This is a genomic window from Aeromonas sp. 30P, assembly GCF_051919805.1.
In the GTDB taxonomy this organism is placed as follows: domain Bacteria; phylum Pseudomonadota; class Gammaproteobacteria; order Enterobacterales; family Aeromonadaceae; genus Aeromonas; species Aeromonas veronii.
In genome coordinates this window covers 1,052,816-1,076,146 of sequence record NZ_JBQBEA010000001.1, presented here as the reverse complement: position 1 = coordinate 1,076,146, position 23,331 = coordinate 1,052,816, and the positions used below count along the sequence as shown (strand labels likewise).

Here is a 23,331-nt window from a genome sequence, read left to right as displayed (position 1 = left end):
ATTGGCGTGCCGATGCCTGCCAGATCACAGCGACCGGCGAACAGTGGCGGGGCCAAGGTGGTGACAAAGGTAGCAACACAGCGCGTCGCAATGGGGGCAACTATATGGGCGCCCAGCGCCCTCACCTAGTGAAGAGATGGCTAACGGTACATTCCAATCAGGAAATATCATATTAAGTTGCGTGCCTGAACAGCCATATTGAATCGAGCAGACTCACTAATAAACCGCATCACCTCCCGCTCATAGTCATCCCTGCGCTGCACTTTACCGCCCGTCTGTTATCCGCCTTCGCCCTTGCGGGCGTATAAGCTGTAGGTGCGACGCAATACAGGGAATGTGTATGAAGGGAATGAAGAGAGACGAGCAGATTGCCGGGCTGCTGGCGGCACTGGAGCAAGTCATTCTGGGCAAGCCGCTACAGCTGAAAATCGCGCTGGTGACCCTGCTGGCGCGCGGTCATCTGCTGATCGAGGATCTGCCCGGTATGGGCAAAACCACCCTGGCCCACGCGCTGGCGCAGGTACTGGGGCTGGCATGCAGGCGGATGCAGTTCACCGCCGATCTGCTCCCCGCCGACCTGCTGGGGTTGCAGATCTTTGACCCCCAGCAGCAAACATTTCGCTTTCACCCCGGCCCCATCTTCACCCAGGTGTTGCTGGCGGACGAGATCAATCGCGCCAGCCCCAAAGTACAGAGCGCCCTGCTGGAGGCGATGGCCGAGGGCAAGGTGAGCATTGAGGGGAATACGCATCCCCTCCCCGATCCGTTTTTCGTCATCGCCACCCAGAATCCGGCGGATCAGGCGGGCACCTATCCACTGCCGGAGTCCCAACTCGACCGATTCGCCGTGCGACTCTCGCTGGGTTTTCCGCCGCGAGAAGCGGAGCGCCAGCTACTGCGGGGCCACCAACCGACTGGCCCATTGCCCGCCATGCTGGATGCGGCCGGACTCGCCGCCTTGCAAAGCGAAGGGGATGCCATCCATGTTTCCGATGCCACCCTCGACTACCTGCTGGCACTGGTGCACCAGAGCCGCTTTGATGGGGATCTGCCACAGCCCCTCTCCCCCCGGGCAGCCCAGACCTTGCTGGCGGTGAGCCGGGCCTGGGCGCTGGTAGCCGGGCGGCACTTTGTCACGGTGGAGGATGTGCAGGCAGTCTTCCCCTATGTGGCCGAGCATCGGCTGCGGGGCAGCTTTGGCGTACAGCACGGCGAAGCCTGCCCCCTTAGCCAGCGATTGCTGGCCCGGGTCGATCCGGACAATCCCTGATGAGCAAATTGCTAAACCGTTGGCAGCAGTGGCGAGTCCGCTGGCAGCGGCGCTGGCTCAATCGCCGCATTCCCCCGGCCCGCCAGATCACGCTGGGTACCCGCAGCCTCTTTATTCTCCCCACCCGCATGGGACTGCTCTATCTGCTGGTGCTGCTCGCCATCTATCTGCTCGGCACCAATTACCAGAACAATCTGGTACTGCTGCTGGCCTACTGCCTCGGCAGCCTGTTTATGGCCGCCATGTGGCTCACCCACCGCAACCTGCTGGGGCTGGAGCTGCTGGGGGGCCCACTGATGCTCGGGGAAGCGGGTAGCCAGCTGCCTATCCGTATCTTGGTGCAGAGCCCGCGCCCGGTACAGGCACTTCACTTTAGCCTCAACGAAGGCACCCTCTGGCTGGCACAGGCCGACGCTGTGCCCAGCACAGTTATCCTGCCAGTATTGGGCTCGCGCCGTGGGCCACTGCCCCTTGGTCGATTGCGGGTTGAGAGCCGCTACCCTCTCGGCCTGTTTCGCTGCTGGTCCCTGCTGGACTTGCAACTGGAAGGCTGGCTCTCTCCCAAACCAGCATTCGGCGCGTTAAGAGGGGAGCATGCGACCGAAAGCGAAGGACATCAGGGCCAGCCCGCTCCAGCGTCCCTCGGTGACTTTGATACCCTGCGGACACATCAGGCCGGTGAGCCACTGAGCCGAGTCGCCTGGAAGCAACTTGCCCAAGGGCGCGGCCTGCTGACCAAACAGTTCCATGAACCGCAGCAGGATGACACTCACCTCACCTTGCAGCGGATCGCGGGTGGGGATCTGGAGCAGCGGCTGGCGGTGCTGGCCTGGTGGTGCGCCGATTACGGCAAGCGGGGTATCCCCTTCACCCTGACGTTGGCAAACCAGACGCTGGGGCCCGATAGTGGCGCCGCCTTTGTGCAGCGCTGCCTGCTGGCACTGGCCCAATTCGATGCCACACCACCGCAGAGCACGCCCGATGCTGCTCGATAACCGCCGCCTGCTGCCACTCATCGCCCTGCAACAGCTGCTGCTGGTCGCGGCGCTCTGGCCCCAGTTGCAGCTCTGGGTAGTGGCGGTGGGCGCCATCACCCTCGGTGTCCGGGCCATGATGCTGTGGCGCGGCTGGCCGCCCCTGCCTGCCCGCGGGTTGGCACTGCTGGCCATCACCACTGTGCTGTTGCTGGGGCTGCAGTGGCGTGGGCTAGGAACCCTGCCCGCCCTGATCAATCTGCTCTGGCTCGGCTATAGCCTCAAGATGATCGAGGTTCGGCGCGAACGGGATATCGAGCAGGTGCTTCTGCTCGCCTTCTTTCTTATCGCGCTGGCGCTGGTGCAGCGACAGAGCATCGGCTGGACGGCCGGAATGACAATAGCGCTCTGGCTGGCAGTGACCGCGCTGGTGGCCGCCATCGCTCCCGAGCAGAAACGGCCTTGGCGCAGCGCGGGCGGTGCCCTACTGCTGGCGCTTCCCCTGCTCATCACTCTGTTTCTGCTGCTGCCAAGGCTGCCGCCCCTCTGGCAGATGCCCACCACCAGCCGTGCCCTGTCGGGCCTCTCTGAAGAGCTGGCCCCCGGCGATATCAGCGAACTGGTCAACTCCTCGGAGCTGGCGTTTCGGGTCACTTTTGCCGATGGCCCGCCCCCTGCCCGCGAGCGCTACTTTCCGGTGATGCGCCAAGAGGTTTTCGATGGCCAGCGCTGGTTGCTGAGCCCCGAGGTCAGGGCGTGGCAACGGACGGTGCCGGTGCAGACCGGGCTCACCCTTCTGGCATCTTCTTCTCAGGCTAACACTCAACTGGCAGATAGCCCGTTGCCAGCCGGGAGCTACGAGGTGATCGCCGAGCCCCAGCGCCACCGCTGGGCCTTTGCCCTGAGTGAACCGCGTCTGCTGGCGGGCCCTGTGCTGCTTACCCCTCTCGACACCCTCTATCGGCAGGGGAGCGGCGAGGTGGCGATCCGCTATCGCATTGGCCGCGGCGAAGCGCAGCCAGAGAACGACAGCCAAGCCGCCCAGCGCAACCTGCAACTGCCAGCCGGGGGCAACCCGAGAGCGCGAGCCTATGGCCAAGAGCTTGCGGCACGCTATCCGGATCGCAGCACGCTGGTCGCCGCCCTGCTCGAACAGTTTCGCAGCCAATCCTATTACTACACTCTGACCCCGCCACGGCTTGGCAGTGACGGGGTGGATGAGTTCCTGTTCGATACCAAGCGCGGCTTTTGCGGCCACTACGCCATGGCGACCGCTTTCGTACTGCGCGCCGCCGGTATTCCGGCACGGCTGGTCACCGGTTATCTCGGCGGCGAGTGGAATCCCAGAGGCAACTATCTGGCGGTACACCAGTTCGATGCTCACGCCTGGGTAGAGTATCTCGATGAAGGGGGAACATGGCGGCGAATCGACCCCACTGCGGCAGTGGCACCGGAGCGTATTGAAGGCGGCGTGAGGGAAGCTCTGAGCGACGAGTTTACCGCTGCCGACCCCCTCGCTTTGCAGCGTTATCGCAACTGGGCTCTGCTCAATCAGTTGCGCTGGTGGGGCAACAATATCGACTACCAGTGGAGTCGCTGGGTAATTGGTTACGATGCGGGCCAGCTCTGGCAGCAAATTGGCCTGCGCTGGCCTGCACTGGCGGGGCACACACCCTGGTTGATCCTCGCCAGCCTGATGCTGGTCGCCCTGCTGGTGAGCCTGCCCCTGCTGTTGCCCGCACGCCTGCCGCCAGAGCGGCGCATCTGGCAGCCCCTGCTCAAACGGGGTAAACGCAGTGGCTACCCACCCCAGCTCGCCGAGAGCATGGGGACATGGTGCGAGCGGCTGGCACGGCTGCGTCCCGACCTTGCCCACTCCCTGCTAAAGAGTGCGTGGCTCTATCGACTCTGGCGTTATGCCCCCCTCAGCGAACGGCAACAAGGGCGCTGCAGGCGCCAGTTACGACGGCGTGTCAGACAGCTCGCCCAGCGCTGGGATCAACAGCCAACGAGTGCGCCATAAAAGAAGGGGGAGCCACCGGCTCCCTCTTCAGGTTTTAATCAAGAGGTTTGACTCACCGCTTGTTATTTTTTGGTCGGATTGTCCCAGATCCCCTCTTCCAGCTGGGAGCGGATCTCGGGGTATTTGTTGGCATCGAAGGTGGGTACCTTGCCCAGCCGGAGCTGGTCGTTGTAATCCTTCGCCAGCTTGATGGCAACGCTGGAGAGCAGCAGGATCGCCACCAGGTTGACGATGGCCATCAGCCCCATGGAGACATCCGCCATAGCCCACACAATCGGCAACTCACCCACGGCACCGAACATCACCATCCCCAGTACGAACACCCGGAACAGCATCAGGCCACCCTTGTGGTTGTGCTCGAGGAACACCAGATTGGTTTCGGCATAGGAGTAGTTCGCTACGATAGAGGTGAAGGCGAAGAAGAAGATGGCCGCCGCAATGAAGATGTTGCCACCGCTACCAATCTGGGAGGAGAGCGCCCGCTGGGTCAGCTCGACACCGGTCACGCCGGAGCCCGGCTCAAACTGACCTGACATCAGGATGATGGCGGCGGTACAGCTGCAGATGACGATGGTGTCCATAAAGACCCCCAGCATCTGCACATACCCCTGGGAGGCCGGGTGCGGCGGATAGGGAGTTGCAGTCGCCGCAGCGTTGGGCGCAGAGCCCATCCCCGCTTCGTTGGAGAAGAGACCGCGCTTGATACCGTTGATCATCGCCTGGGAGATGGCATAACCCAGCGCACCCGAGCCTGCCTGCTCAATCCCGAAGGCGGACTTGATGATCAGCATGAAGACATGGGGCAACTCGGTGATGTTCATCGCCACGATCACCAGTGCCAGCAGGATGTAGGCCAGTGCCATAAAGGGCACCACCAGCTCGGCAAAACGGGCGATGCCACGAATGCCGCCGAAGATAATCAGGCCGGAGAGCGCCACCAGCGCCAGACCGCTGACCCAGTCAGGAATGCCAAATGCCACCTTCATCGCCAAACTGATGGAGTTGGCCTGCACCGCGTTGAACACCAGACCAAATGCCAGGATCAGGCAGAGCGAGAAGACCACCCCCATCCAGCGCATGCCAAGGCCTTTCTCCATGTAGTAGGCCGGGCCACCACGGTAGTTGCCATCCTCATCCTTGACCTTGTAGAGCTGGGCCAGGGTGCTTTCGACGAAGGCAGTCGCCATGCCGATAAAAGCGATCAACCACATCCAGAAGATGGCGCCGGGGCCACCCAGATAGATGGCGACAGCCACACCGGCCAGGTTGCCGGTGCCGACACGGGCGGCAAGGCTGGTACAGAGGGCCTGGAAGGAGGAGATGCCCGCGTTGTCCGATTTACGACTGTTTTTCAGCACGGAAAACATGTGGCCAAAGTGACGGATCTGGATAAAACCCAAGCGGAAGGTGAAAAAGATACCGACCCCGATGAGCAGGTAGATGAGCACGGCTCCCCACATCAGGTCGTTTAGCATCGCAATCAAGGTGTCCATAATTCTCTCGTTGTTATTCACATCCATGGTCAGTCTGCGCTGACCGTTTTCTGTCTGTCGTTTAATTAGCGTTTCGCTAAAGGGGCGGAATCTAGCACAGCGGGAGAGCCCGGAATAGTGATCCCGGTCACGCGAGACACAAAAAACGAACGGTAAAAGCCCATAAAGCTCCATTTAAATCGCAAACTTTCAACAAACTCAATAATTCAATCAGACAGGCCACCATTAAGCCCCATAAGAGAACCATTTTGATATATCCCTGATGAGCTATCCGAAAACGCAAACGCTTGCATGAAATGGCTTTCAAACGGAGACATTTCGCCAAACGTTTTCGCTGTAATTAAATTTCAAGTACGTAGCGAGATAATTTATGTGATCGACGACACAAATATGGATATTGGCTAAAAAAGTTCAGCTGAAAGCAAACCGGAGCGAGGTCGAAGGGAAATATAAAAAACCTTACTAATCATATAGTTTCACGCCATAAAACGGGATAACTCAACAGCCTGAATGTTTAACAACCAAGCGCCCCTATTGCAGGATGCACTACATCAGTATTAATTAGGCAGGCAATGACGATGGGCCGCCCCCATCGCGCTTTTCTGAGCCTGAGGCACCAAGATCCTGTAATTTTATTTCAGAACCACCGTCTCAAGCCCGCAACCCAGGGATTACTCCCTCATTAAGAGATGATATTCGCTATGGCCGATAAATTAACCCAGCTGAAAGCCCTGACCACTGTTGTTGCCGACACCGGTGATATCGAAGCCATCAAACGCTATCAGCCCATCGATGCCACCACCAACCCCTCTCTGGTTTTGAAGGCCTCCGAGATCCCCGAGTACGCTCCGCTGATCGAAGACGCCATCAAGTGGGCCAAAGCCCAGAGCCAGGACAAGGCACAGCAAATCATCGACGCGGGCGACAAGCTGGCCGTCAACATCGGTCTGGAAGTGCTGAAGATCGTTCCGGGCCGTATCTCTACCGAAGTGGATGCCCGTCTCTCCTTCGATACCGAAGCCAGCATCGCCAAGGCCCGCAAACTGATCCGTCTTTACAACGAAGCCGGCATCAGCAACGACCGCATTCTGATCAAGCTGGCCTCCACCTGGGAAGGGATCCGTGCCGCTGAAGTACTGGAGAAAGAGGGTATCCAGTGCAACCTGACCCTGCTGTTCTCCTTCGCCCAGGCCCGTGCCTGTGCCGAAGCCGGTGCCTTCCTGATCTCCCCGTTCGTGGGTCGCATCCTCGACTGGTACAAGGCTAAAAATGGCCGTGATTACACCGCCAGCGAAGATCCGGGCGTGGTGTCCGTCACCTCCATCTACAACTACTACAAGCAGCACGACTACCCGACCGTGGTGATGGGCGCCAGCTTCCGCAACACCGGCGAGATCCTGGAACTGGCCGGTTGCGACCGCCTGACCATTGGCCCGGCCCTGCTGGAAGAGCTGAGCAAGACCGAAGGCGCCGTGGTACGCAAACTGGACTACACCGGTGAGCGCAAGGCCAAACCGACTCCGATGACCGAAGCCGAATTCCGCTGGGAACTGAACCAGGATGCCATGGCTCACGAGAAGCTGGGCGAAGGCATCCGCATGTTCGCCATCGACCAGGGCAAGCTGGAAACCATGCTGGCAAGCCGCCTGTAATCGGTTCTTTTTTCTGATAAAAACCGGGCCCCTGACAAGGGGCCCGGTTTTTTTTCATGGGCTTTTTTAGCGCTGTCATAGAGTCGTCACGAAAACGTTTTAATTTCAGATTCGTTATGTTATACGGGTGGTGAAAACGATAAAAACCAAGGAGGGAGCCATGGAAATGTTCAACTTCGATTATGACGAGGTGGTTGAACTCGGTTCGCGTAGCCGCGGGACAACGGGAAAAAAACGTAAATGGCGTGAAATCGAGGCGTTGAAAGACAAACATCGCCTGCAGAAGGAGCTGCAATCCATCGATATCGCCTATGAAGGTCTTACAGACGAGATTGAACTGTAATACCGCCAGACACCTGTAAAAGCGCTCCGCACAGTCGGGGCGCTTTTTTATGCCGCAATCGGATGATCAAGCGGCTTGTCATGCCACCGCTAGCGATGCCAAAGGATGCTGCAGGCTAATGACAGTCATCACCAACAGCGTGGCATCCAACCCTGCCCCACACCCACGAATGCAGACCTGCGCCGTTTCAGGGCGTGTTGGGGCACTCACCTGAATGGCAGATCAACCGCAATAAAAAGCCCCCGTCGCTGGCGGGGGCCTGAATACTCGGGGCTGACGGCTGCGCTTAGCAGTAGCCGTAGCCCAGCAGACGCTGGTAACGCTGCTCCAGCAGCTGCTCGGTATCGAGCGGACGCAGTGCGTCCAGATCCTGCTTGATGCGAGCCTTGAGGTTTTTGGCCATCTTCTCCACATCGCGGTGGGCACCGCCCAGGGGCTCGTCGATCACGTGGTCGATCAGCTTGAGCTCCTTCAGACGCTGGGCAGTGATCCCCATCGCTTCGGCAGCCACAGAAGCCTTGTCTGCGCTCTTCCACAGGATGGAGGCACACCCTTCCGGCGAGATGACGGAATAGGTGGAGTACTGCAGCATGTTGACCCGGTCACCCACCCCGATTGCCAGCGCACCACCGGAGCCACCCTCACCAATCACGGTGCAGACAACCGGCACGGTCAAACCTGCCATCACTTTCAGGTTGCGGGCAATCGCTTCGGACTGGCCACGCTCTTCGGCACCGACGCCGGGGTAAGCGCCCGGGGTGTCGATAAAGGTGATGATCGGCATCTTGAAGCGCTCGGCCATCTCCATCAGACGTAGGGCCTTGCGGTACCCTTCCGGACGCGGCATGCCGAAGTTGCGCTTGATCTTCTCTTTGGTCTCGCGACCCTTCTGGTGACCAATCACCATCACCGGCTCACCGTCGAGACGGGCGATGCCGCCGACGATAGCCTTGTCATCGGCATAGGCGCGATCGCCAGCCAACTCGTCGAAATCGGTGAAGATATGCTCGATATAGTCAAAGGTGTAGGGGCGCTGGGGATGACGCGCCATCTGGGATACCTGCCAGGCACCCAGATCACCGAAGATCTTCTTGGTCAGCTCTTCGTTTTTCTTCTCCAGCCGGCGGATCTCGTCTTTCAGATCCACGGCGTGATTGCCTTCACTCACATGTTTGAGTTCATCAATCTGCGCCTGCAACTCGGCAATCGGCTGTTCAAAATCCAGAAAAAGACTCATAGGGCCTTAGAACCTCTAATCAAAAACCAATTCAACCCGCTCTCGTCCAAGCAGGACTCGCAAGTCATCTATCAGTTGATCGGTGGGCGTCACCCGCCACTCGGTACCGAGCGTCAATCGCACCCGGGAGCCGGGGCGACGATAGTTTACCTGAACCGGACAGACTCCGGCACGGGCGGGCTCCAAAATCTCGCACAAACGCGGGAAAAAGCGATCATCAATCCGCTGTTCATCGAGGGAGATGCGGATTGCTCTGGCAAAACGCTCCCTCGCATCGTTGATATCCAGTAATTCTCGAGCCGACATTTTAAGGCCACCGGAGAAGTCATCAAAGCTGACCTGTCCAGAAACCACCAAAATGCGGTCTTTTTGCATCAATTCTTCATATTTTTCCAGCGCTTCACTGAACAGGGTCACATCAAGGCGACCAGAACGGTCGTCCAGGGTGAAGATCCCCATCTTGTTGCCACGCTTGGTCACCATGCTGCGAGCCGCGATCACCAGCCCCGCCGCCGTGGTCACGGTATCGCGGGAGGTGGGATGCAGATCGCACAGGCGACCCGAGGTATAACGACGCAATTCGCTGCTGTACTGGTTGATGGGGTGGCCGGTGAGATAGAGCCCGAGGGTCTCGCGCTCCCCTTCCAGCCACACCTTGTCAGGCCAGTGCGGCACGTTGGCAAACGCCTTTTTGACGTCGTCAATCTCTTCGGTGAGCACGCCGAACATGTCGACCTGCCCCACTGCCTGCGCCTTGGCGTGCTGCTCGGCGGCGCGCATCGCCTCCTCCAGGGTCGCCATCAGGGCGGCGCGGTGGGGGCCGAGCCGATCCATGGCACCGGAGAGAATAAGCTTCTCCATCACCCGCTTGTTGAGCTTCTTGATGTCGACCCGGTTGCAGAAGTCGAACAGGTCGCGGAACGGGCCGTCCCGATCCCGCGCGTCCAGAATCGCGTCGATAGGGCCTTCACCGACCCCCTTCACCGCGCCGATACCGTAGACGATATGGCCATCTTCGTTGACCGAGAAGCGATAGCGACCGGTGTTCACATCCGGCGGAATCACGGTGAGCCCCATCCGCTGGCACTCGTCCACCAAGGTCACGATCTTGTCGGTGTTGTCCATATCAGCGGTCATCACCGCCGCCATAAACTCGGCCGGGAAGTGGGTCTTGAGCCAGAGCGTCTGGTAGGAGACCAGAGCATAGGCGGCGGAGTGGGATTTGTTGAAGCCGTAACCCGCAAACTTCTCCACCAGATCGAAGATCTTCATCGCCAGTTCGCCGTCGACGCCATTCTTGACGGCACCCTCCTCGAAACCGGCCCGCTGCTTGGCCATCTCCTCGGGCTTTTTCTTACCCATCGCCCGGCGCAGCATATCCGCGCCACCCAGCGTATAACCCGCCAGGGTCTGGGCGATCTGCATCACCTGCTCCTGATAGAGGATGATGCCGTAGGTCGGTTCGAGGATGGGCTTCAGGCTCTCGTGCTGCCACTTCTCGTCCGGATAGGAGATCGCTTCATTACCGTGTTTGCGGTCGATGAAGTTATCCACCATGCCTGACTGGAGCGGGCCCGGTCGGAACAGGGCCACCAGTGCGATCATGTCTTCGAAGCAGTCGGGGCGCAGTCGCTTGATGAGATCCTTCATGCCGCGGGATTCCAGCTGGAATACCGCGGTGGTCTCGTAGCGCTGCAGCAGGTCGAACGACTTCTTGTCATCGATGGGGATGGCGGCGATATCCACCGGCGGCTTGCCCTCTTTGGCAAGACGCGGGTTTATCATGCCGAGCGCCCAGTCGATGATGGTGAGGGTGCGCAGACCCAGGAAGTCGAACTTCACCAGACCGGCGTATTCCACATCGTTCTTGTCGAACTGGGTAACCGGGTGATGGCCTTCATCATCGCAGTAGAGCGGCGCAAAGTCGGTGATCTTGGTCGGCGCGATCACCACGCCACCAGCGTGTTTACCGGCGTTGCGCACCACCCCTTCCAAGCGGCGGGCCATGTCGATGAGGTCTTTGACCTCCTCATCCTGCTCGTAGAGCTCGGGCAGCTTGGGCTCGGCCTCGAATGCCTTGGCGAGCGTCATGCCCGGATCCGGCGGGATCAGCTTGGAGATGCGATCCACAAAGCCGTAAGCGTGGCCCAGCACCCGGCCCACGTCCCGCACTACTGCCTTGGCCGCCATGCTACCGAAGGTGATGATCTGGGAGACCGCATCCCGGCCGTACATGTCGGAGACGTGCTCGATCACCTCGTCGCGCCGGTCCATACAGAAGTCGACGTCGAAGTCGGGCATGGATACCCGCTCGGGGTTCAGGAAACGTTCGAACAGCAGGTCAAATTCCAGCGGATCCAGGTCGGTGATCTTGAGAGCGTACGCCACCAGAGAGCCCGCCCCCGAGCCCCGGCCCGGGCCAACGGGAATGCCGTTGTCCTTGGACCACTGAATAAACTCCATCACGATGAGGAAGTAACCCGGGAAGCCCATCTGGTTGATCACTTTCAGCTCAACATCGAGACGCTCGTCATACTCGGGACGTCGCTCGGCCCGCACTTGCGGATCCGGGAACAGGAACTCGAGACGCTCCTCCAGACCCTCTTTCGATTTGGCCACCAGAAAATCTTCGGTAGTCATGTCACCGGTCGGGAAGTTGGGCAGGAAGTACTCGCCAAGACGCACCGTCACGTTGCAGCGTTTGGCGATCTCCACCGTGTTTTCCAGCGCTTCGGGAATGTCGGCAAACAGCTCAGCCATCTCCTCCTGACTGCGCAGGTACTGCTGGGGGCTGTAGCGACGGGGGCGGCGTTTGTCCATCAGGGTATAACCATCGTGGATGGCAACCCGGATCTCGTGGGCGTCGAAGTCATCGGCGTTGAGGAACACCACCTCGTTGGTGGCGACCACCGGCAGCTCGAACTCGGTAGCGATGGCCACCGCCATGTGCAGATAGACCTCTTCGTCGGGTCGACCGGTGCGCAGCAGTTCGAGATAGTAGGCATCGGGGAAGTGGGTCTGATAGAAGGCGACACACTGCTCGGTCATCTGCCGGTTGCCCTTGAGCAGGAACTTGCCCACACCCCTCGCGGCCGCCGGAGAGGACGATCACCCCCTTGGCATGCTCGGCGAGCCAGCTCTTGTCGATAACCGGACGCCCCTGCACGTGGCCGCGCTGATAGCCGCGAGAGATAAGCAGGGTGATATTCTGGTAGCCGTCGTTATCCATGGCTAGCAGGGTGAGGCGGAACTGCTCGTCGCCGAGCTCATCGCTCTGCACCCAGAAGTCGGCACCGACGATGGGCTTGATCCCCTTGCCGTGGGCTGCGCCATAGAAGCGCACCAGACCACACATGTTCATCTGATCGGTCAGCGCCAGCGCCGGCATGTTGTTGGCCGCAGCCGCCCCGACGATGGGGTTGATCTTCTGCAGGCCATCGACCATGGAGAAGTCGGAGTGGACTCGCAGGTGGATAAAACGGGGTTCAGCCATCGTCATCTCCTCTCGCTGCTCAAACTAAATGGCATGGTCTACTCGATCCCCAGTGCGCGGCGCACCGGTTTGAAGCTCTTGCGATATTCGGGCAACGGGCCGCGCTCGGCCAGAATGGCGAGGTGCTCAGGCGTAGGGTAACCCTTGTGGCGGGCAAAGCCGTACTCGGGATGGCGGCTGTCCAGCTCGGTCATCTCGCCGTCGCGGGTCACCTTGGCGAGGATCGAAGCGGCACTGATGGCGGCCACCAGACTATCGCCCTTGACCACGGCGCGCGCTTCCATCGGCAATGCCGGGCAGCGGTTGCCATCGATAAAGACCAGCTCGGGGGTGACCTTCAACCCCGCCACGGCGCGCTGCATCGCCAGCATGGTGGCATGCAGGATGTTGAGCTCGTCGATCTCCTCCGGAGTGGCGCGACCGATGGCCCAGGCGAGCGCTTTCTCTTTGATCTCGTCAAACAGGGCGAGGCGCTTCTTCTCGGAGAGCTTCTTGGAGTCGTTTAGCCCCGAGATCGGATTGGCGGGGTCGAGAATGACCGCAGCGGTGACCACGTCACCTACCAGGGGGCCACGGCCCACTTCGTCCACACCGGCAACCAGCTTGTCGTCAGGAATATCGATCATCATCTTGTAGCCTTGAATCAAAACAGGCCCCGTGGGGCCTGACAGGGGTCGACTGGCGCGGCATCACCGCTCGGAAAACGGATTAACGGGCTGCGCGGCGCAATCGACGGTCCGAAATAGCGTTATCTGCCGAGCAGATCCGCCACCGCATCGGCGGCCTGCGAGTCGGCATTGCAGCGGATCAGCTGGTGCAGCTCGGTGAAGGTGTTGACCAGCGCACTGTTGTCGTGCTCGAAGTACTTGCTCACCTCTTCCACCAGATTCTCAGGGGTGCACTCGTGCTGGATCAGTTCCGGCACCAGCATGCGACCGGCGAGCAGGTTGGGCAGCGAGACAAATTCGGTCTTCACCAGTCGCTGGGCCAGCCAATAGCTGAAGGGCTTGAGCTTGTAACCCACTACCATCGGCTTTTTCACCAGCATGGCTTCAAGCGCCGCCGTACCGGAAGCGAGCATCACCACGTCGGCGGCGATCATCGCCTCGCGCCCCTGCCCTTCCAGCAGCACCATGTCGAGACCCGGCGCTACCTCGGCCTTGATGGCCATAAACTGCTCGCGCCGTTTCTGGTTGACCAGCGGCACGATGAAGCCGAGATCCGGATAGCGCACCGTCAGGTGTTTGCACGCCTCGAGAAACAGGGGGGACATAAAGCCCACTTCCGCCGTACGGCTGCCCGGCAGTACCGCCAACCAGCGACGGTTGGCATCGATACCCAGCTTGCGACGCACGGCAGCCTGATCCGGCACCAACGGAATATCGTCCGCCATGGTGTGACCGACAAAACGGCAAGGGGCGTCGAAGCGGTCGTAGAAGGCTTTCTCGAACGGCAGGAAGGCGAGCACCATGTCGGTGGCGGCCTTGATCTTGTGAATGCGGTTCTGGCGCCAGGCCCACACAGAGGGGCTGACATAGTGAACCGTCTTGATACCGGCGCGGCGCAGTTTCAGCTCCACTCCGATATTGAAATCCGGTGCATCCACGCCGATAAAGATATCGGGCGGATTGGCAATAAAGTGGCGCAGCAGTTCGCGACGAACCTTGAGGATGCGCGGCAGACGGCCCAGCACCTCGGTGATCCCCATGACGGAGAGCTCTTCCATCTCGAACAGTGCCTTGACGCCGAGGGCCTGCATCCGTGGCCCGGCGATCCCTTCGAACTGCGCATCCGGGTAGCGGGCTTGCAGCTCGCGCACCAGACCGGCAGCCAGAATGTCGCCGGAGACCTCTCCGGCGACGATACCGATACGAACCGGATCAGGCACGGATGATCCCGCGCTCGTTATCTTTGAGGAAATCCACATAGAGCTGGACGGCCGGTTCGGCTTGCGCCATCTCGATCAGCACCGGCAGCACCTCTTCGATGGTCTTGCCGGAGCGGAAGATCTCTTTGTAGGCACGCTTGACGGCAGAGATGGCCTCGGCGCTGAAACCGCGGCGACGCAGACCTTCGGAGTTGACCCCGAACGGCTTGGCGTAGTTGCCGGCGGCCATCACGTAAGGCGGCACGTCCTTGTTCAGGGCGGCGCAGCCACCGACGAAGGCGTGGGAACCGACGCGGCCGAACTGGTGAATTGCGGAGAGACCACCGAAGATCACGAAGTCACCGATCACCACGTGGCCCGCCAGGGTCGCGTTGTTGGCGAAGATACAGTTGTCACCGATGATGCAATCGTGGGCAACGTGAACGTTGACCATGAACAGGTTGCCGCTGCCCACCTTGGTCAGGGATTGATCCTGAATGGTGCCACGGTGGAAGGTGCAGTTCTCGCGAATGACGTTGTTGTCGCCAATCTCGAGGAAGGTGCGCTCACCGGCATACTTCTTGTCCTGGCAATCCTCACCGATGGAGGTGTGCTGGAAGAGCTTGTTGCCGCAACCAATCTTGGTCGGGCCCTTGATCACCACATGGGAACCTACCCAGGTGTTGTCACCGATTTCCACCTCGGCGCCGATGACAGAAAAGGGGCCGATTTCAACCCCTTTACCGATCACGGCAGACTCATGGACGATGGCAGTATCGTGAATGATGGCAGTCTGGTCGATCACGTGTGTTAAACCTCGCGTTTGGCGCACATCAGCTCGGCGGTACAGACCACTTCACCGTCGACGGTGGCGACACCGGTGAACTTGGCAATACCGCGACGCTCTTTCAGGAACTCCACGTCCAGCACCAGTTGGTCACCGGGGCCGACCGGGCGCTTGAAACGAGCGTTGTCGATTGAGGCAAAATAGTAGAGTTCGTTGGGAGACGGCTTGCCCACCATGGTAAAGGCCAGGATACCGGTGGCCTGTGCCATCGCTTCCAGGATCAGTACGCCCGGGAACACCGGCTTGGCCGGGAAGTGCCCCTGGAAGATCGGCTCGTTGAACGAGACGTTCTTGATGGCGCGCAGGGTTTTGCGCTCATCGCTGATCTCGTAGTCGTCTACACGATCCACCATCAGAAACGGATAACGGTGGGGCAGCAGATCCATGATTTCCTGGATACCCAGGCTCTTCTTTTCAGTAGTCAAAACAGTACCCTATACCAATCGTGATTATTCTTGATCCAGCTTCTTCTCAAGCTTGCTTAACCGCTTGTGCATCTCTTCGATACGCATCACCCGGGCAGCGGTCTTGCGCCACTCTTTATTGGTTTGCAGAGGGATGCCGGAAGAGTAGACACCGGGCTCGGTAATGGGCCGCATCACCATGGCCATACCGGTGACGGTGGCCTGGTCGCAGATCTCCATATGCCCGTTAAAGACGGAAGCGCCGCCAATGATACAGTATTTGCCGACCTTGAGACTACCAGCCATCACGGTTGCGCCCGCCACGGCGGTGCCGTAACCGATCTCCACGTTGTGGGCGATCTGGCACTGGTTGTCGATGATGACGTTGTCAGCGATGCGGGTATCTTCCAGTGCACCGCGGTCAATGGTGGTACAGGCACCGATCTCGACCCGGTTGCCAATGGTCACGCCGCCGAGCTGGGGGATCTTGATCCACTCGCCACGCTCGTTGGCATAACCGAAACCATCGGCGCCGATCACTGTGCCGGATTGAACCAGACAGTCGGTGCCCATGGTCACATTGTGATAGAGGGTGACGTTGGCCCACAGCCGGGAGCGGGCTCCCAGCCGGGTATTTTTGCCAACAAAACAGCCCGGGCCAATGCGTACATCGTCACCCAGCACGACACCGGATTCGATCACTGCATTGGCGCCGATGGCCACTCTCTCGCCCAGTTGCACGTCAGCCGCTATAACGGCACTCGGATGAATATCCGTGGCCGGCTGCGGGGTGGTGTCCAGCAGTTGGGCTACCCGGGCAAAGCCCACATAGGGGTCTTTGAGCACCAGGGCATTGGTGGGACAAAATGGCAGATCCGCTTCGGTAATGAGCACGGCGGTCGCCTTGCACTGCTCCAGATAGTGCCGGTACTTCTTGTTGGACAGGAAGGTGATATCCCCCTCCCCGGCCTTTTCCAGTGTCGCTACCTTGCGGATTTCCAGGGTTCCGTCGCCATGGACCTGAGCCCCCAGTTGCTGGGCCAGCTGTGCGAGAGTGAATGCCATCAATTAGTTGCTCTTGCTTACCTGAGAAATAACCTGGCCGGAGATGTCCAGCTTGCTGGCGGCATACGGGGCGGCATTGCGCTCCAGCACCAGATCGTAACCATTGCTCTTGGCGATGGAATCGATGGCAGCCTGCACCTTGGTCAGGATCTTGTTGCGCTCTTCGGACTGACGGCGACCGTTGTCCTGCTCAAAGGCTTGACGCTTCTGGTTGAACTCCATCTGCAGCTTGGCCAGCTTCTCCTGGTTCTGCTTCTTCTGCTCGGCGCTCATGAAGGCTTCATCCTTACGGAACTTCTCGACCAGCTTCTGGCCTTCCTGTTCCAGCTTCTGCAGCTCACGCATGCGCGGCTCGAATTCACCTTTCAGCTTGGCTGCAACGGCTTCACGCTGGGGCAGCTTTTGGAAGACTTCGCCCATATCAACCACGGCGATCTTGGTCTCAGCGAAGGCAGAACCCATGCCGGCAGCCATCAGTGCAAAGCTCAAACCAGCTACTTTCAACGCTTTATTCACACTTACTCCTTGTTCCCTCATGGCGAGGGCTACCTGATTTACCCGATTATGCAAGCGGCGTTAGGACCGTCTTGTTACCTGGTGAGGCACGCATACCGCGCGTCCCATCATTGAAGACCCCCACCGCATGGGTGGGGGTGAAACTCTGCTTAGAAAGTACGACCGATGTTGAAGGAGAAGAACTCGGTGCGATCCCCTTCATATTTCTTGATTGGTTGTGCCAGTGCGAACACCAGCGGGCCCATCGGCGAGAGCCACTGCAGGGAAATACCGGCAGAGACCCGGATATTGCCCGGGTTGGAATAGTCCTGACTCATGTAGTTGCAGTTAAACCCATCTGCGCAGGGATATGCCCCGTTGGCAAAATCAGTGCTCCAGACGGTACCAGCATCAACAAATGCGGTGGTACGGATCTGCGGACGATAGGTCTCGGAGACGAACGGGGTCGGGAAGACCAGCTCCAGTGATGCGACAGCCAGAGCATTGCCACCGACCGAGGTATCTGACCCCTCATACAAACAACTACCGTCAGAGTTTTTCTTACATGTCGGACTATCTGCACCAGTCGGTTTGTTATAAACCGGATAGATCGCTTTTGGACCAATCGTATTACTCTTGAAGCCACGGACCGTATCGAAACCACCGGCATAGTAGTTCTCGAAGAACGGCAGCATGGGGTCATCACCATAGCCGTTACCGTAGGAGACACGACCCTTGCCGATCATTACCCAGCTATGATCCGCATCGAGCGGGAAGTAGTGGGCATCTTCGGCGGAGAGCTTGTAGTACTGCAGCTCCATGCCCGGCACGGTCACCTTGGCGTTGACACGCTGTCGGTCACCGGCTGTCGGGAACATCCCCTTGTTCAGGGTGGAGCGAGTCCAGCCAGCAGTCAAATCGACGGTCACAAAGTCGAGGTTTGCACCATCTTGTGAATAGAGATTCCAGAACTGATCCATCTGCACCGACTGGCGGTTATCATTCCACTGATCCCAGCAATAAGTACTGTCTTTTTCAGGATTATCAATAAGACACTGTTGGTAGTTCTGGCTATTGAATGATGGACGGCTCAGCTTGGTACTCTCGATACCGGTACTGAAGTCGAGACGGTTGAACTCGTTGACCGGGAAGCCGCTGGAGAGACGGAAACCGATGGTTTCGTTCTCGTAATCAACGATATCGGCATCATCGGCGCGAAACTGGTTGTAGTAGACCCGACCACCCAGGCTGACACCATCCACGGTAAAGTAGGGGTCGTTGTAGCTCAGATCGACGTTCTTGGAGTAGTCGTTGGTGCTGGCGTTGATGGAGACCTTTTTACCGGTACCCATAAAGTTGTCCTGGGAGATCCCCGCCTGCAGGCTCAGACCCGATTCGGTACCGTAACCGATACCGGCGTTGATGGAGCCTGCTGGCTGCTCCTTGACCTTGAAGTCGAGGTCAACCAGGTCATCGTTGCCCGGCACCCGCTTGGTGTCCACTTCGACACTCTCGAAGTAGCCAAGGCGGTTAAGACGGCTCTTGGACTGCTCGATGTTGTCGGAGGAGAGCCAGGTGCCCTCCATCTGGCGCATCTCGCGACGCAGTACCTGATCTTCGGTAGTGGCGTTACCGCTGAAGTTGATATTGCGCACATAGACACGGGGGCCCGGCTCAACGTTGACGATCAGCTCGACTTCCTTGGTCTTGTCATTGACCTGCGGGAAGGTGACCACTTTCGGATAGGCATAACCGTAACGGCCGAGGAACTTGGAGAGCACCTCTTCGGTATGAGTCACCTGACTGGCAGAGTAGGTGCTGCCGGCAGCGATCGGGATCAATCCCTTCATCTCGCCACCGCGATCGATCAGGTCACCCTTGAGCTGGACACCTGAGACCTTGTACTGATCCCCTTCCTTGATGTTGAGGGTGACGTAGACGCCCTTCTTGTCGGGGGTCATGGAGACCTGGGTAGACTCCTGCTGGAAGCGGATATAGCCGCGATCCATGTAGTAGGAGCGCAGGGTCTCGATATCACCCGCCAGCTTCTGCTTCTGATAGCGCTGGTCGGCGGTGAAGTTCCACCAGGGCACTTCGTCGCGCAGGGAGAGCTGAGCAATCAGCTTCTCTTCAGGGAAGACGCTGTTGCCGACGATGTTGATCTGCTGGATCTTGGCCGCTTCCCCTTCCACGAAGGTGAACTTGAGGTCGACCCGGTTGCGCGGCAACGGGGTGACGATGGCCTTGACCTTGGCGGAGTATTTACCCACGCCATAGTAGAAATCTTCGAGTCCCTTCTCGAGGGAGGTGAGTACGGTGCGATCCAGCGGATCACCCACACGGATACCGGAGGACTCCAGACTCTGGGTCAGTTGCTCCTCTTTGATATCCTTGTTGCCGGCAAACTCGATGCTGGAGATGGTCGGACGCTCCTTGACCATCACCTGCAGCACCTGGCCGTCACGGTAAACCTTCACATCCTCGAAGTTACCCGAGGCATAGAGCTTTTTGATGGCGCTGGCCAGAGCCACGGAGTCGACGGTATCACCGACCCGGATCGGCAGGTTCAACAGTGCGGCACCCAGGGTCACCCGTTGCAGACCTTCGACCTGGATATCTTGCACCACAAAAGAGGCAGGGGCCGCCTGGGCCAGGAAACTGGCACCCAGCAGGCAACTCAACACCAATGCTTTTTTAACAGCCATTTTGTTCTTATGTGTCCTTGTTGATGCTCTGGCCTCAGAGGCGAGCGAAATCGTTAAACAGCGCAATGCCCATCAATAACATCAGAATGGCGACGCCGATCCTGAAACCCACTTCCTGTATTTTCTCTGATACCGGCTTGCCGGTGACCGCTTCGATCAGGAAATAGACCAGATGGCCACCATCGAGCACCGGCAGGGGGAACAGATTGATAATTCCCAGGTTGACGCTGATCAGCGCCAGAAAACTCAAGAAATAGACCAGACCATAGTCGGCACTGCTGCCGGCGCCCTTGGCAATGGAGATGGGGCCGCTCAGGTTGTCCAGCGACACGATGCCACCGATCAACTTGCCAATCATGTCAAAGGTGAGCGTGATCAGGCTCCAGGTTTTGTCCGCGCCATGCCACAGCGCCTGCAAAGGCCCATACTGTAACAGAATTCGATATTCATCCGGTAATGGAACCAGTTGCGGTGAGAGACCGACGAATCCCACCAGCTTGCCCTGCACCTTGCGGCTATCCGGGGTCAGGGTCACGTTGAGATCACTGTTGTTGCGCTCAACCACCACTTGAAGGGGTTCGCCCGGAGCCTGCTGCACCAGCTCGACAAACTGGGCCCACGCGGTAATAGGCTGATCGCCGACCTGTTTGATACGGTCACCAATCTGCAGCCCCGCCTTTTCACTGGCACTCTTGGCCACCACGGCAGCCACGACTGGCAGCACTTTGCCACTCAAGGGGACAATTCCCAAGCTGCCGATGGGCGACTCTTTATCCGGATCGAAGGTCCAGCCGGTCAGCGACAAGGTTTTATCGGTGGCATAGCTGGTATTGGGTGCCTGCACCTTGAGAGTCACAGCATCGTCACCCAGATGGCTGATAAGGGCGTAAGTGACGCTCTCCCAGTCACCGGTCTGCTCATCGCCGACCCCGACAATCTCCATCCCCGGCAGCACACCCGCCTCGGCCACGATGGATGCCGGACGCACTTCACCGATCACCGGCTTGACGCTCGGCACCCCGATGATAAACATCAGCCAGAGGGCAAACAGGGCAAACAGGAAGTTGGCCATAGGACCTGCGGCGACAATCGCCATCCGCGCCCAGACACTCTTGTGGTTGAAGGCATACTGCTCGTCACCGGGCTTGAGTTCATCGACCCGGCCATCGAGCATCTTGACGTAACCACCGAGCGGGATCAGCGCCAGCACATATTCGGTGCCATCTTTACCCATCCGGCGCCAGATCGCCTTGCCAAAACCGATAGAGAAGCGCTCAACCTTGACGCCACAACGACGGGCCACCCAGAAGTGACCAAACTCGTGCACCGCGACCAGCAGGCCCAGCGCAACAACAAAGGCACCGATATTCCACAACACACCGCCCATCAGCCAAGCTCCTCAATCAAAGTGTGAGCACGGGCTCTTGCCGCACCGTCCAGGGCAAACAGATCATCGAGCGAGCCGACGGCGCTGCTCTCCAGCGCCAGCATCACAGCCTCGTTGATCCGGGCAATATCCATAAAACCGATGCGCCCGGCCAGGAAGGCAGCAACCGCCTCCTCGTTGGCCGCATTGAGCGCAGTGGTCGCCGCTTGTCCCTTCTGGCAGGCATTGATAGCCAGCGCCAGACAGGGGTAGCGATCGTAATCAGGCCGGATAAAGCTGAACTCTCCGACACTGAAGAAATCCAAAGGTTCCACACTGGAGGGGATGCGATTGGGATAAGCCAGCGCATGGGCAATGGGGGTACACATATCCGGATTGCCAAGCTGAGCAAGCACGGAGCCATCCTTGTACTGCACCATGGAGTGGATCACCGACTGCGGGTGGATCACCACCTGGATCTGCTCGGGCGCCGCATTGAACAACCAGCGCGCCTCGATGTACTCCAGCCCTTTGTTGATCATGGTGGCGGAGTCGACCGAAATCTTGGCCCCCATCGACCAGTTGGGATGAGCGATGGCCTGCGCCGGCGTCACCTTCGCCAGCTCGCTGATCTCGGTGTAACGGAACGGGCCGCCGGAACCAGTCAGCAAAATCTTGCTGATCCCCGCCGCAGCCAGATCGCAAAAACCGGGCTGGCGCTGCACGGCAGTCGGCAGACACTGGAAGATGGCATTGTGTTCGCTGTCGATGGGCAGCAGCTCGGCGCCATGCTCGCGCACAGCCTCCATGAAGAAAGCACCGGACATCACCAGCGCCTCCTTGTTGGCCAGCAAAATACGCTTGCCGGCACGTACCGCGGCCATGGTCGGGGCCAGTCCGGCCGCACCGACGATGGCGGCCATCACGCTATGGGCGTCGGGGTGAGCAGCAACCTCGCAAAGGGCTGCTGCACCAGACATGACCCGGGTCGCACTGCCGTGCGCTTTCAGACGGGCAGCCAGTTCACGGGCGGCATCCTCATCGACCATCACGGCAAAACGGGGGGAGAATTCGAGGCAGTCCCGCAACATGGCATCCACGTTGCGGGCGGCGGTCAACGCCAACACTTGCCAACTGCCCGGGTTATGGCGCAGCACTTTCAAGGTACTCTGACCAATGGAGCCGGAGGCTCCCAGAATAACCAGTGACTTGTGCATCAAAACTCCTGACTGATTAGCAGATAACTGAGCAGAAACACCGGCAGAGCGGCGGTCAGGCTGTCGATCCGGTCGAGAATACCGCCATGACCCGGCAGCAGAGTGCCGGAGTCCTTGATGCCAGCTTCGCGCTTGAACATGCTCTCGGTCAGATCGCCGAGTACGGAGGCTAGCACCGCTAGCAGAGAGCAAAACAGCACGGTGATCATCTTGGCAGGAACAAATCCCATCGACCAGGTAACGCCGATGGCCAGCAGGCTGGCGGTAAAGAGGCCGCCGCACATCCCTTCGATGGTTTTGCCCGGACTCACAGCCGGTGCCAGCTTGTGCTTACCGAACGCCTTGCCGAAAAAATACGCGCCAGAATCTGCCGCCCAGACCAGTCCCATCACGAACAACAGGATCCAGGCCCCCATCATGGGGTCATGGTAAAAGTTGTAACCACGGATGGCGACCAGCGACCAGAAGAAGGGAACCAGGGTCACCAGACCAAACAGCGACTTGAGCCAGATAGACTCTTTCCACAGCTTGGCGCTTTGGGGATAACGCAACACCAGCAGCAGACCCAGCAACCACCAGCTTACCGCGGTCCAGAGCACGCCCATCACGAGGGGGTGCAGGTGGGGCGTCCAGAGTTGCTCCACCGGCAACCAAAAGAGGCTGGCACCGAGCAACAGACAGAATACGATGGGCAACCATTGCTGCGGAGCAGCAGAGACAAACCCGCTCCATTCACGACTGGCCAACAAAAATACCAGCGCAGCCAACAGGGCAAAAAATTTCAATGGCAGAAAGAAGAGCGCCCCCAACACCAGGGGGATCAACATCAAAGCAGTAATAATTCGTTGTTTTAGCAAAAGAAACCTCTCTCTTGGGAGCG

General features: G+C 59.1%; 17 protein-coding genes and 1 pseudogene. 5 read left to right on the top strand and 13 right to left on the bottom strand.

Translation table 11 applies throughout. The features are described 5' to 3' along the window. The first annotated feature begins 340 nt into the window (after nucleotides 1–340). From ACTG2B_RS05180 to ACTG2B_RS05170, 3 genes are read left to right on the top strand one after another with little or no spacing between them, the layout of a single operon-like run. Entirely contained in the window at nucleotides 341–1,270 is a 930-nt protein-coding gene (locus ACTG2B_RS05180; RefSeq protein ID WP_439995294.1) for an AAA family ATPase, read from the top strand. Next, a complete protein-coding gene (locus ACTG2B_RS05175) occupies nucleotides 1,270–2,265 on the top strand; it encodes a DUF58 domain-containing protein (protein ID WP_439995293.1) in 996 nt (331 codons plus the stop codon). Before ACTG2B_RS05180 ends, ACTG2B_RS05175 begins: the two co-directional genes overlap by 1 nt. Then, nucleotides 2,252–4,267, top strand: a complete 2,016-nt coding sequence (locus ACTG2B_RS05170) for a transglutaminase family protein (protein ID WP_439995292.1) — start codon at nucleotides 2,252–2,254, stop codon at nucleotides 4,265–4,267. Before ACTG2B_RS05175 ends, ACTG2B_RS05170 begins: the two co-directional genes overlap by 14 nt. 62 nt (nucleotides 4,268–4,329) lie before the next feature. Here ACTG2B_RS05170 and ACTG2B_RS05165 read toward each other — a convergent pair whose 3' ends face one another. Further along, nucleotides 4,330–5,760, bottom strand: a complete 1,431-nt coding sequence (locus ACTG2B_RS05165) for an alanine/glycine:cation symporter family protein (protein ID WP_013724018.1) — start codon at nucleotides 5,758–5,760, stop codon at nucleotides 4,330–4,332. 701 nt (nucleotides 5,761–6,461) lie between these two features. Between ACTG2B_RS05165 and tal the strand changes: the two genes are divergently transcribed. Beyond that, nucleotides 6,462–7,412: a transaldolase gene (gene tal / locus ACTG2B_RS05160; RefSeq protein ID WP_005349780.1), complete on the top strand. Its 951-nt coding sequence runs from the start codon at nucleotides 6,462–6,464 to the stop codon at nucleotides 7,410–7,412. 160 nt (nucleotides 7,413–7,572) lie between these two features. Continuing rightward, complete coding sequence (locus ACTG2B_RS05155) at nucleotides 7,573–7,755, top strand: DUF3545 family protein (RefSeq protein WP_005338547.1); 183 nt, start codon at nucleotides 7,573–7,575, stop codon at nucleotides 7,753–7,755. Between the two features lie 286 nt (nucleotides 7,756–8,041). Here the strand turns inward: ACTG2B_RS05155 and accA are convergent, their stop codons facing one another. The 12 genes and pseudogenes from accA to ACTG2B_RS05095 all read right to left on the bottom strand — a co-directional run bounded on the left by accA (nucleotide 8,042) and on the right by ACTG2B_RS05095 (nucleotide 23,308). Next, nucleotides 8,042–8,992 (bottom strand): acetyl-CoA carboxylase carboxyl transferase subunit alpha, encoded by a 951-nt coding sequence (gene accA / locus ACTG2B_RS05150; protein WP_005338549.1) that lies wholly within the window; start codon nucleotides 8,990–8,992, stop codon nucleotides 8,042–8,044. 15 nt (nucleotides 8,993–9,007) lie between these two features. Beyond that, nucleotides 9,008–12,485, bottom strand: a pseudogene (gene dnaE / locus ACTG2B_RS05145) (DNA polymerase III subunit alpha). Between the two features lie 38 nt (nucleotides 12,486–12,523). Next, a complete protein-coding gene (gene rnhB, locus ACTG2B_RS05140) occupies nucleotides 12,524–13,114 on the bottom strand; it encodes a ribonuclease HII (protein ID WP_439995291.1) in 591 nt (196 codons plus the stop codon). Between the two features lie 119 nt (nucleotides 13,115–13,233). Continuing rightward, nucleotides 13,234–14,373, bottom strand: coding sequence for a lipid-A-disaccharide synthase (gene lpxB, locus ACTG2B_RS05135; protein WP_100646590.1), 1,140 nt, complete (start codon nucleotides 14,371–14,373; stop codon nucleotides 13,234–13,236). Beyond that, entirely contained in the window at nucleotides 14,366–15,157 is a 792-nt protein-coding gene (gene lpxA, locus ACTG2B_RS05130; RefSeq protein ID WP_439995290.1) for an acyl-ACP--UDP-N-acetylglucosamine O-acyltransferase, read from the bottom strand. Before lpxA ends, lpxB begins: the two co-directional genes overlap by 8 nt. A 5-nt stretch (nucleotides 15,158–15,162) precedes the next feature. After that, entirely contained in the window at nucleotides 15,163–15,624 is a 462-nt protein-coding gene (gene fabZ, locus ACTG2B_RS05125; RefSeq protein ID WP_005338559.1) for a 3-hydroxyacyl-ACP dehydratase FabZ, read from the bottom strand. Between the two features lie 24 nt (nucleotides 15,625–15,648). Then, the gene (gene lpxD, locus ACTG2B_RS05120; protein WP_439995289.1) at nucleotides 15,649–16,668 is read right to left on the bottom strand and encodes a UDP-3-O-(3-hydroxymyristoyl)glucosamine N-acyltransferase; all 1,020 of its coding nucleotides are present in this window, start codon (nucleotides 16,666–16,668) and stop codon (nucleotides 15,649–15,651) included. A 3-nt stretch (nucleotides 16,669–16,671) separates the two neighbouring features. Continuing rightward, entirely contained in the window at nucleotides 16,672–17,184 is a 513-nt protein-coding gene (locus tag ACTG2B_RS05115; protein WP_005338563.1) for an OmpH family outer membrane protein, read from the bottom strand. Nucleotides 17,185–17,333: 149 nt separating this feature from the next. Further along, nucleotides 17,334–19,868, bottom strand: coding sequence for an outer membrane protein assembly factor BamA (bamA, locus tag ACTG2B_RS05110; RefSeq protein ID WP_429201591.1), 2,535 nt, complete (start codon nucleotides 19,866–19,868; stop codon nucleotides 17,334–17,336). A gap of 34 nt (nucleotides 19,869–19,902) precedes the next feature. Then, nucleotides 19,903–21,255: a sigma E protease regulator RseP gene (gene rseP / locus ACTG2B_RS05105; protein ID WP_429201593.1), complete on the bottom strand. Its 1,353-nt coding sequence runs from the start codon at nucleotides 21,253–21,255 to the stop codon at nucleotides 19,903–19,905. Continuing rightward, complete coding sequence (gene ispC, locus ACTG2B_RS05100) at nucleotides 21,255–22,451, bottom strand: 1-deoxy-D-xylulose-5-phosphate reductoisomerase (RefSeq protein WP_005338569.1); 1,197 nt, start codon at nucleotides 22,449–22,451, stop codon at nucleotides 21,255–21,257. Before ispC ends, rseP begins: the two co-directional genes overlap by 1 nt. Beyond that, nucleotides 22,451–23,308: a phosphatidate cytidylyltransferase gene (locus ACTG2B_RS05095; protein ID WP_270656285.1), complete on the bottom strand. Its 858-nt coding sequence runs from the start codon at nucleotides 23,306–23,308 to the stop codon at nucleotides 22,451–22,453. Before ACTG2B_RS05095 ends, ispC begins: the two co-directional genes overlap by 1 nt. Nucleotides 23,309–23,331: the final 23 nt, after the last annotated feature.

Excerpts from the sequence above, each read along its gene's own strand:
- ACTG2B_RS05180 (WP_439995294.1), top strand. The coding sequence starts at position 341 with ATGAAGGGAATGAAGAGAGACGAGCAGATTGCCGGGCTGCTGGCGGCA.
- ACTG2B_RS05175 (WP_439995293.1), top strand. The coding sequence starts at position 1,270 with ATGAGCAAATTGCTAAACCGTTGGCAGCAGTGGCGAGTCCGCTGGCAG.
- ACTG2B_RS05170 (WP_439995292.1), top strand. The coding sequence starts at position 2,252 with ATGCTGCTCGATAACCGCCGCCTGCTGCCACTCATCGCCCTGCAACAG.
- ACTG2B_RS05165 (WP_013724018.1), bottom strand. The coding sequence starts at position 5,760 with ATGGACACCTTGATTGCGATGCTAAACGACCTGATGTGGGGAGCCGTG.
- tal (WP_005349780.1), top strand. The coding sequence starts at position 6,462 with ATGGCCGATAAATTAACCCAGCTGAAAGCCCTGACCACTGTTGTTGCC.
- ACTG2B_RS05155 (WP_005338547.1), top strand. The coding sequence starts at position 7,573 with ATGGAAATGTTCAACTTCGATTATGACGAGGTGGTTGAACTCGGTTCG.
- accA (WP_005338549.1), bottom strand. The coding sequence starts at position 8,992 with ATGAGTCTTTTTCTGGATTTTGAACAGCCGATTGCCGAGTTGCAGGCG.
- rnhB (WP_439995291.1), bottom strand. The coding sequence starts at position 13,114 with ATGATGATCGATATTCCTGACGACAAGCTGGTTGCCGGTGTGGACGAA.
- lpxD (WP_439995289.1), bottom strand. The coding sequence starts at position 16,668 with ATGGCATTCACTCTCGCACAGCTGGCCCAGCAACTGGGGGCTCAGGTC.
- bamA (WP_429201591.1), bottom strand. The coding sequence starts at position 19,868 with ATGGCTGTTAAAAAAGCATTGGTGTTGAGTTGCCTGCTGGGTGCCAGT.
- rseP (WP_429201593.1), bottom strand. The coding sequence starts at position 21,255 with ATGGGCGGTGTGTTGTGGAATATCGGTGCCTTTGTTGTTGCGCTGGGC.
- ispC (WP_005338569.1), bottom strand. The coding sequence starts at position 22,451 with ATGCACAAGTCACTGGTTATTCTGGGAGCCTCCGGCTCCATTGGTCAG.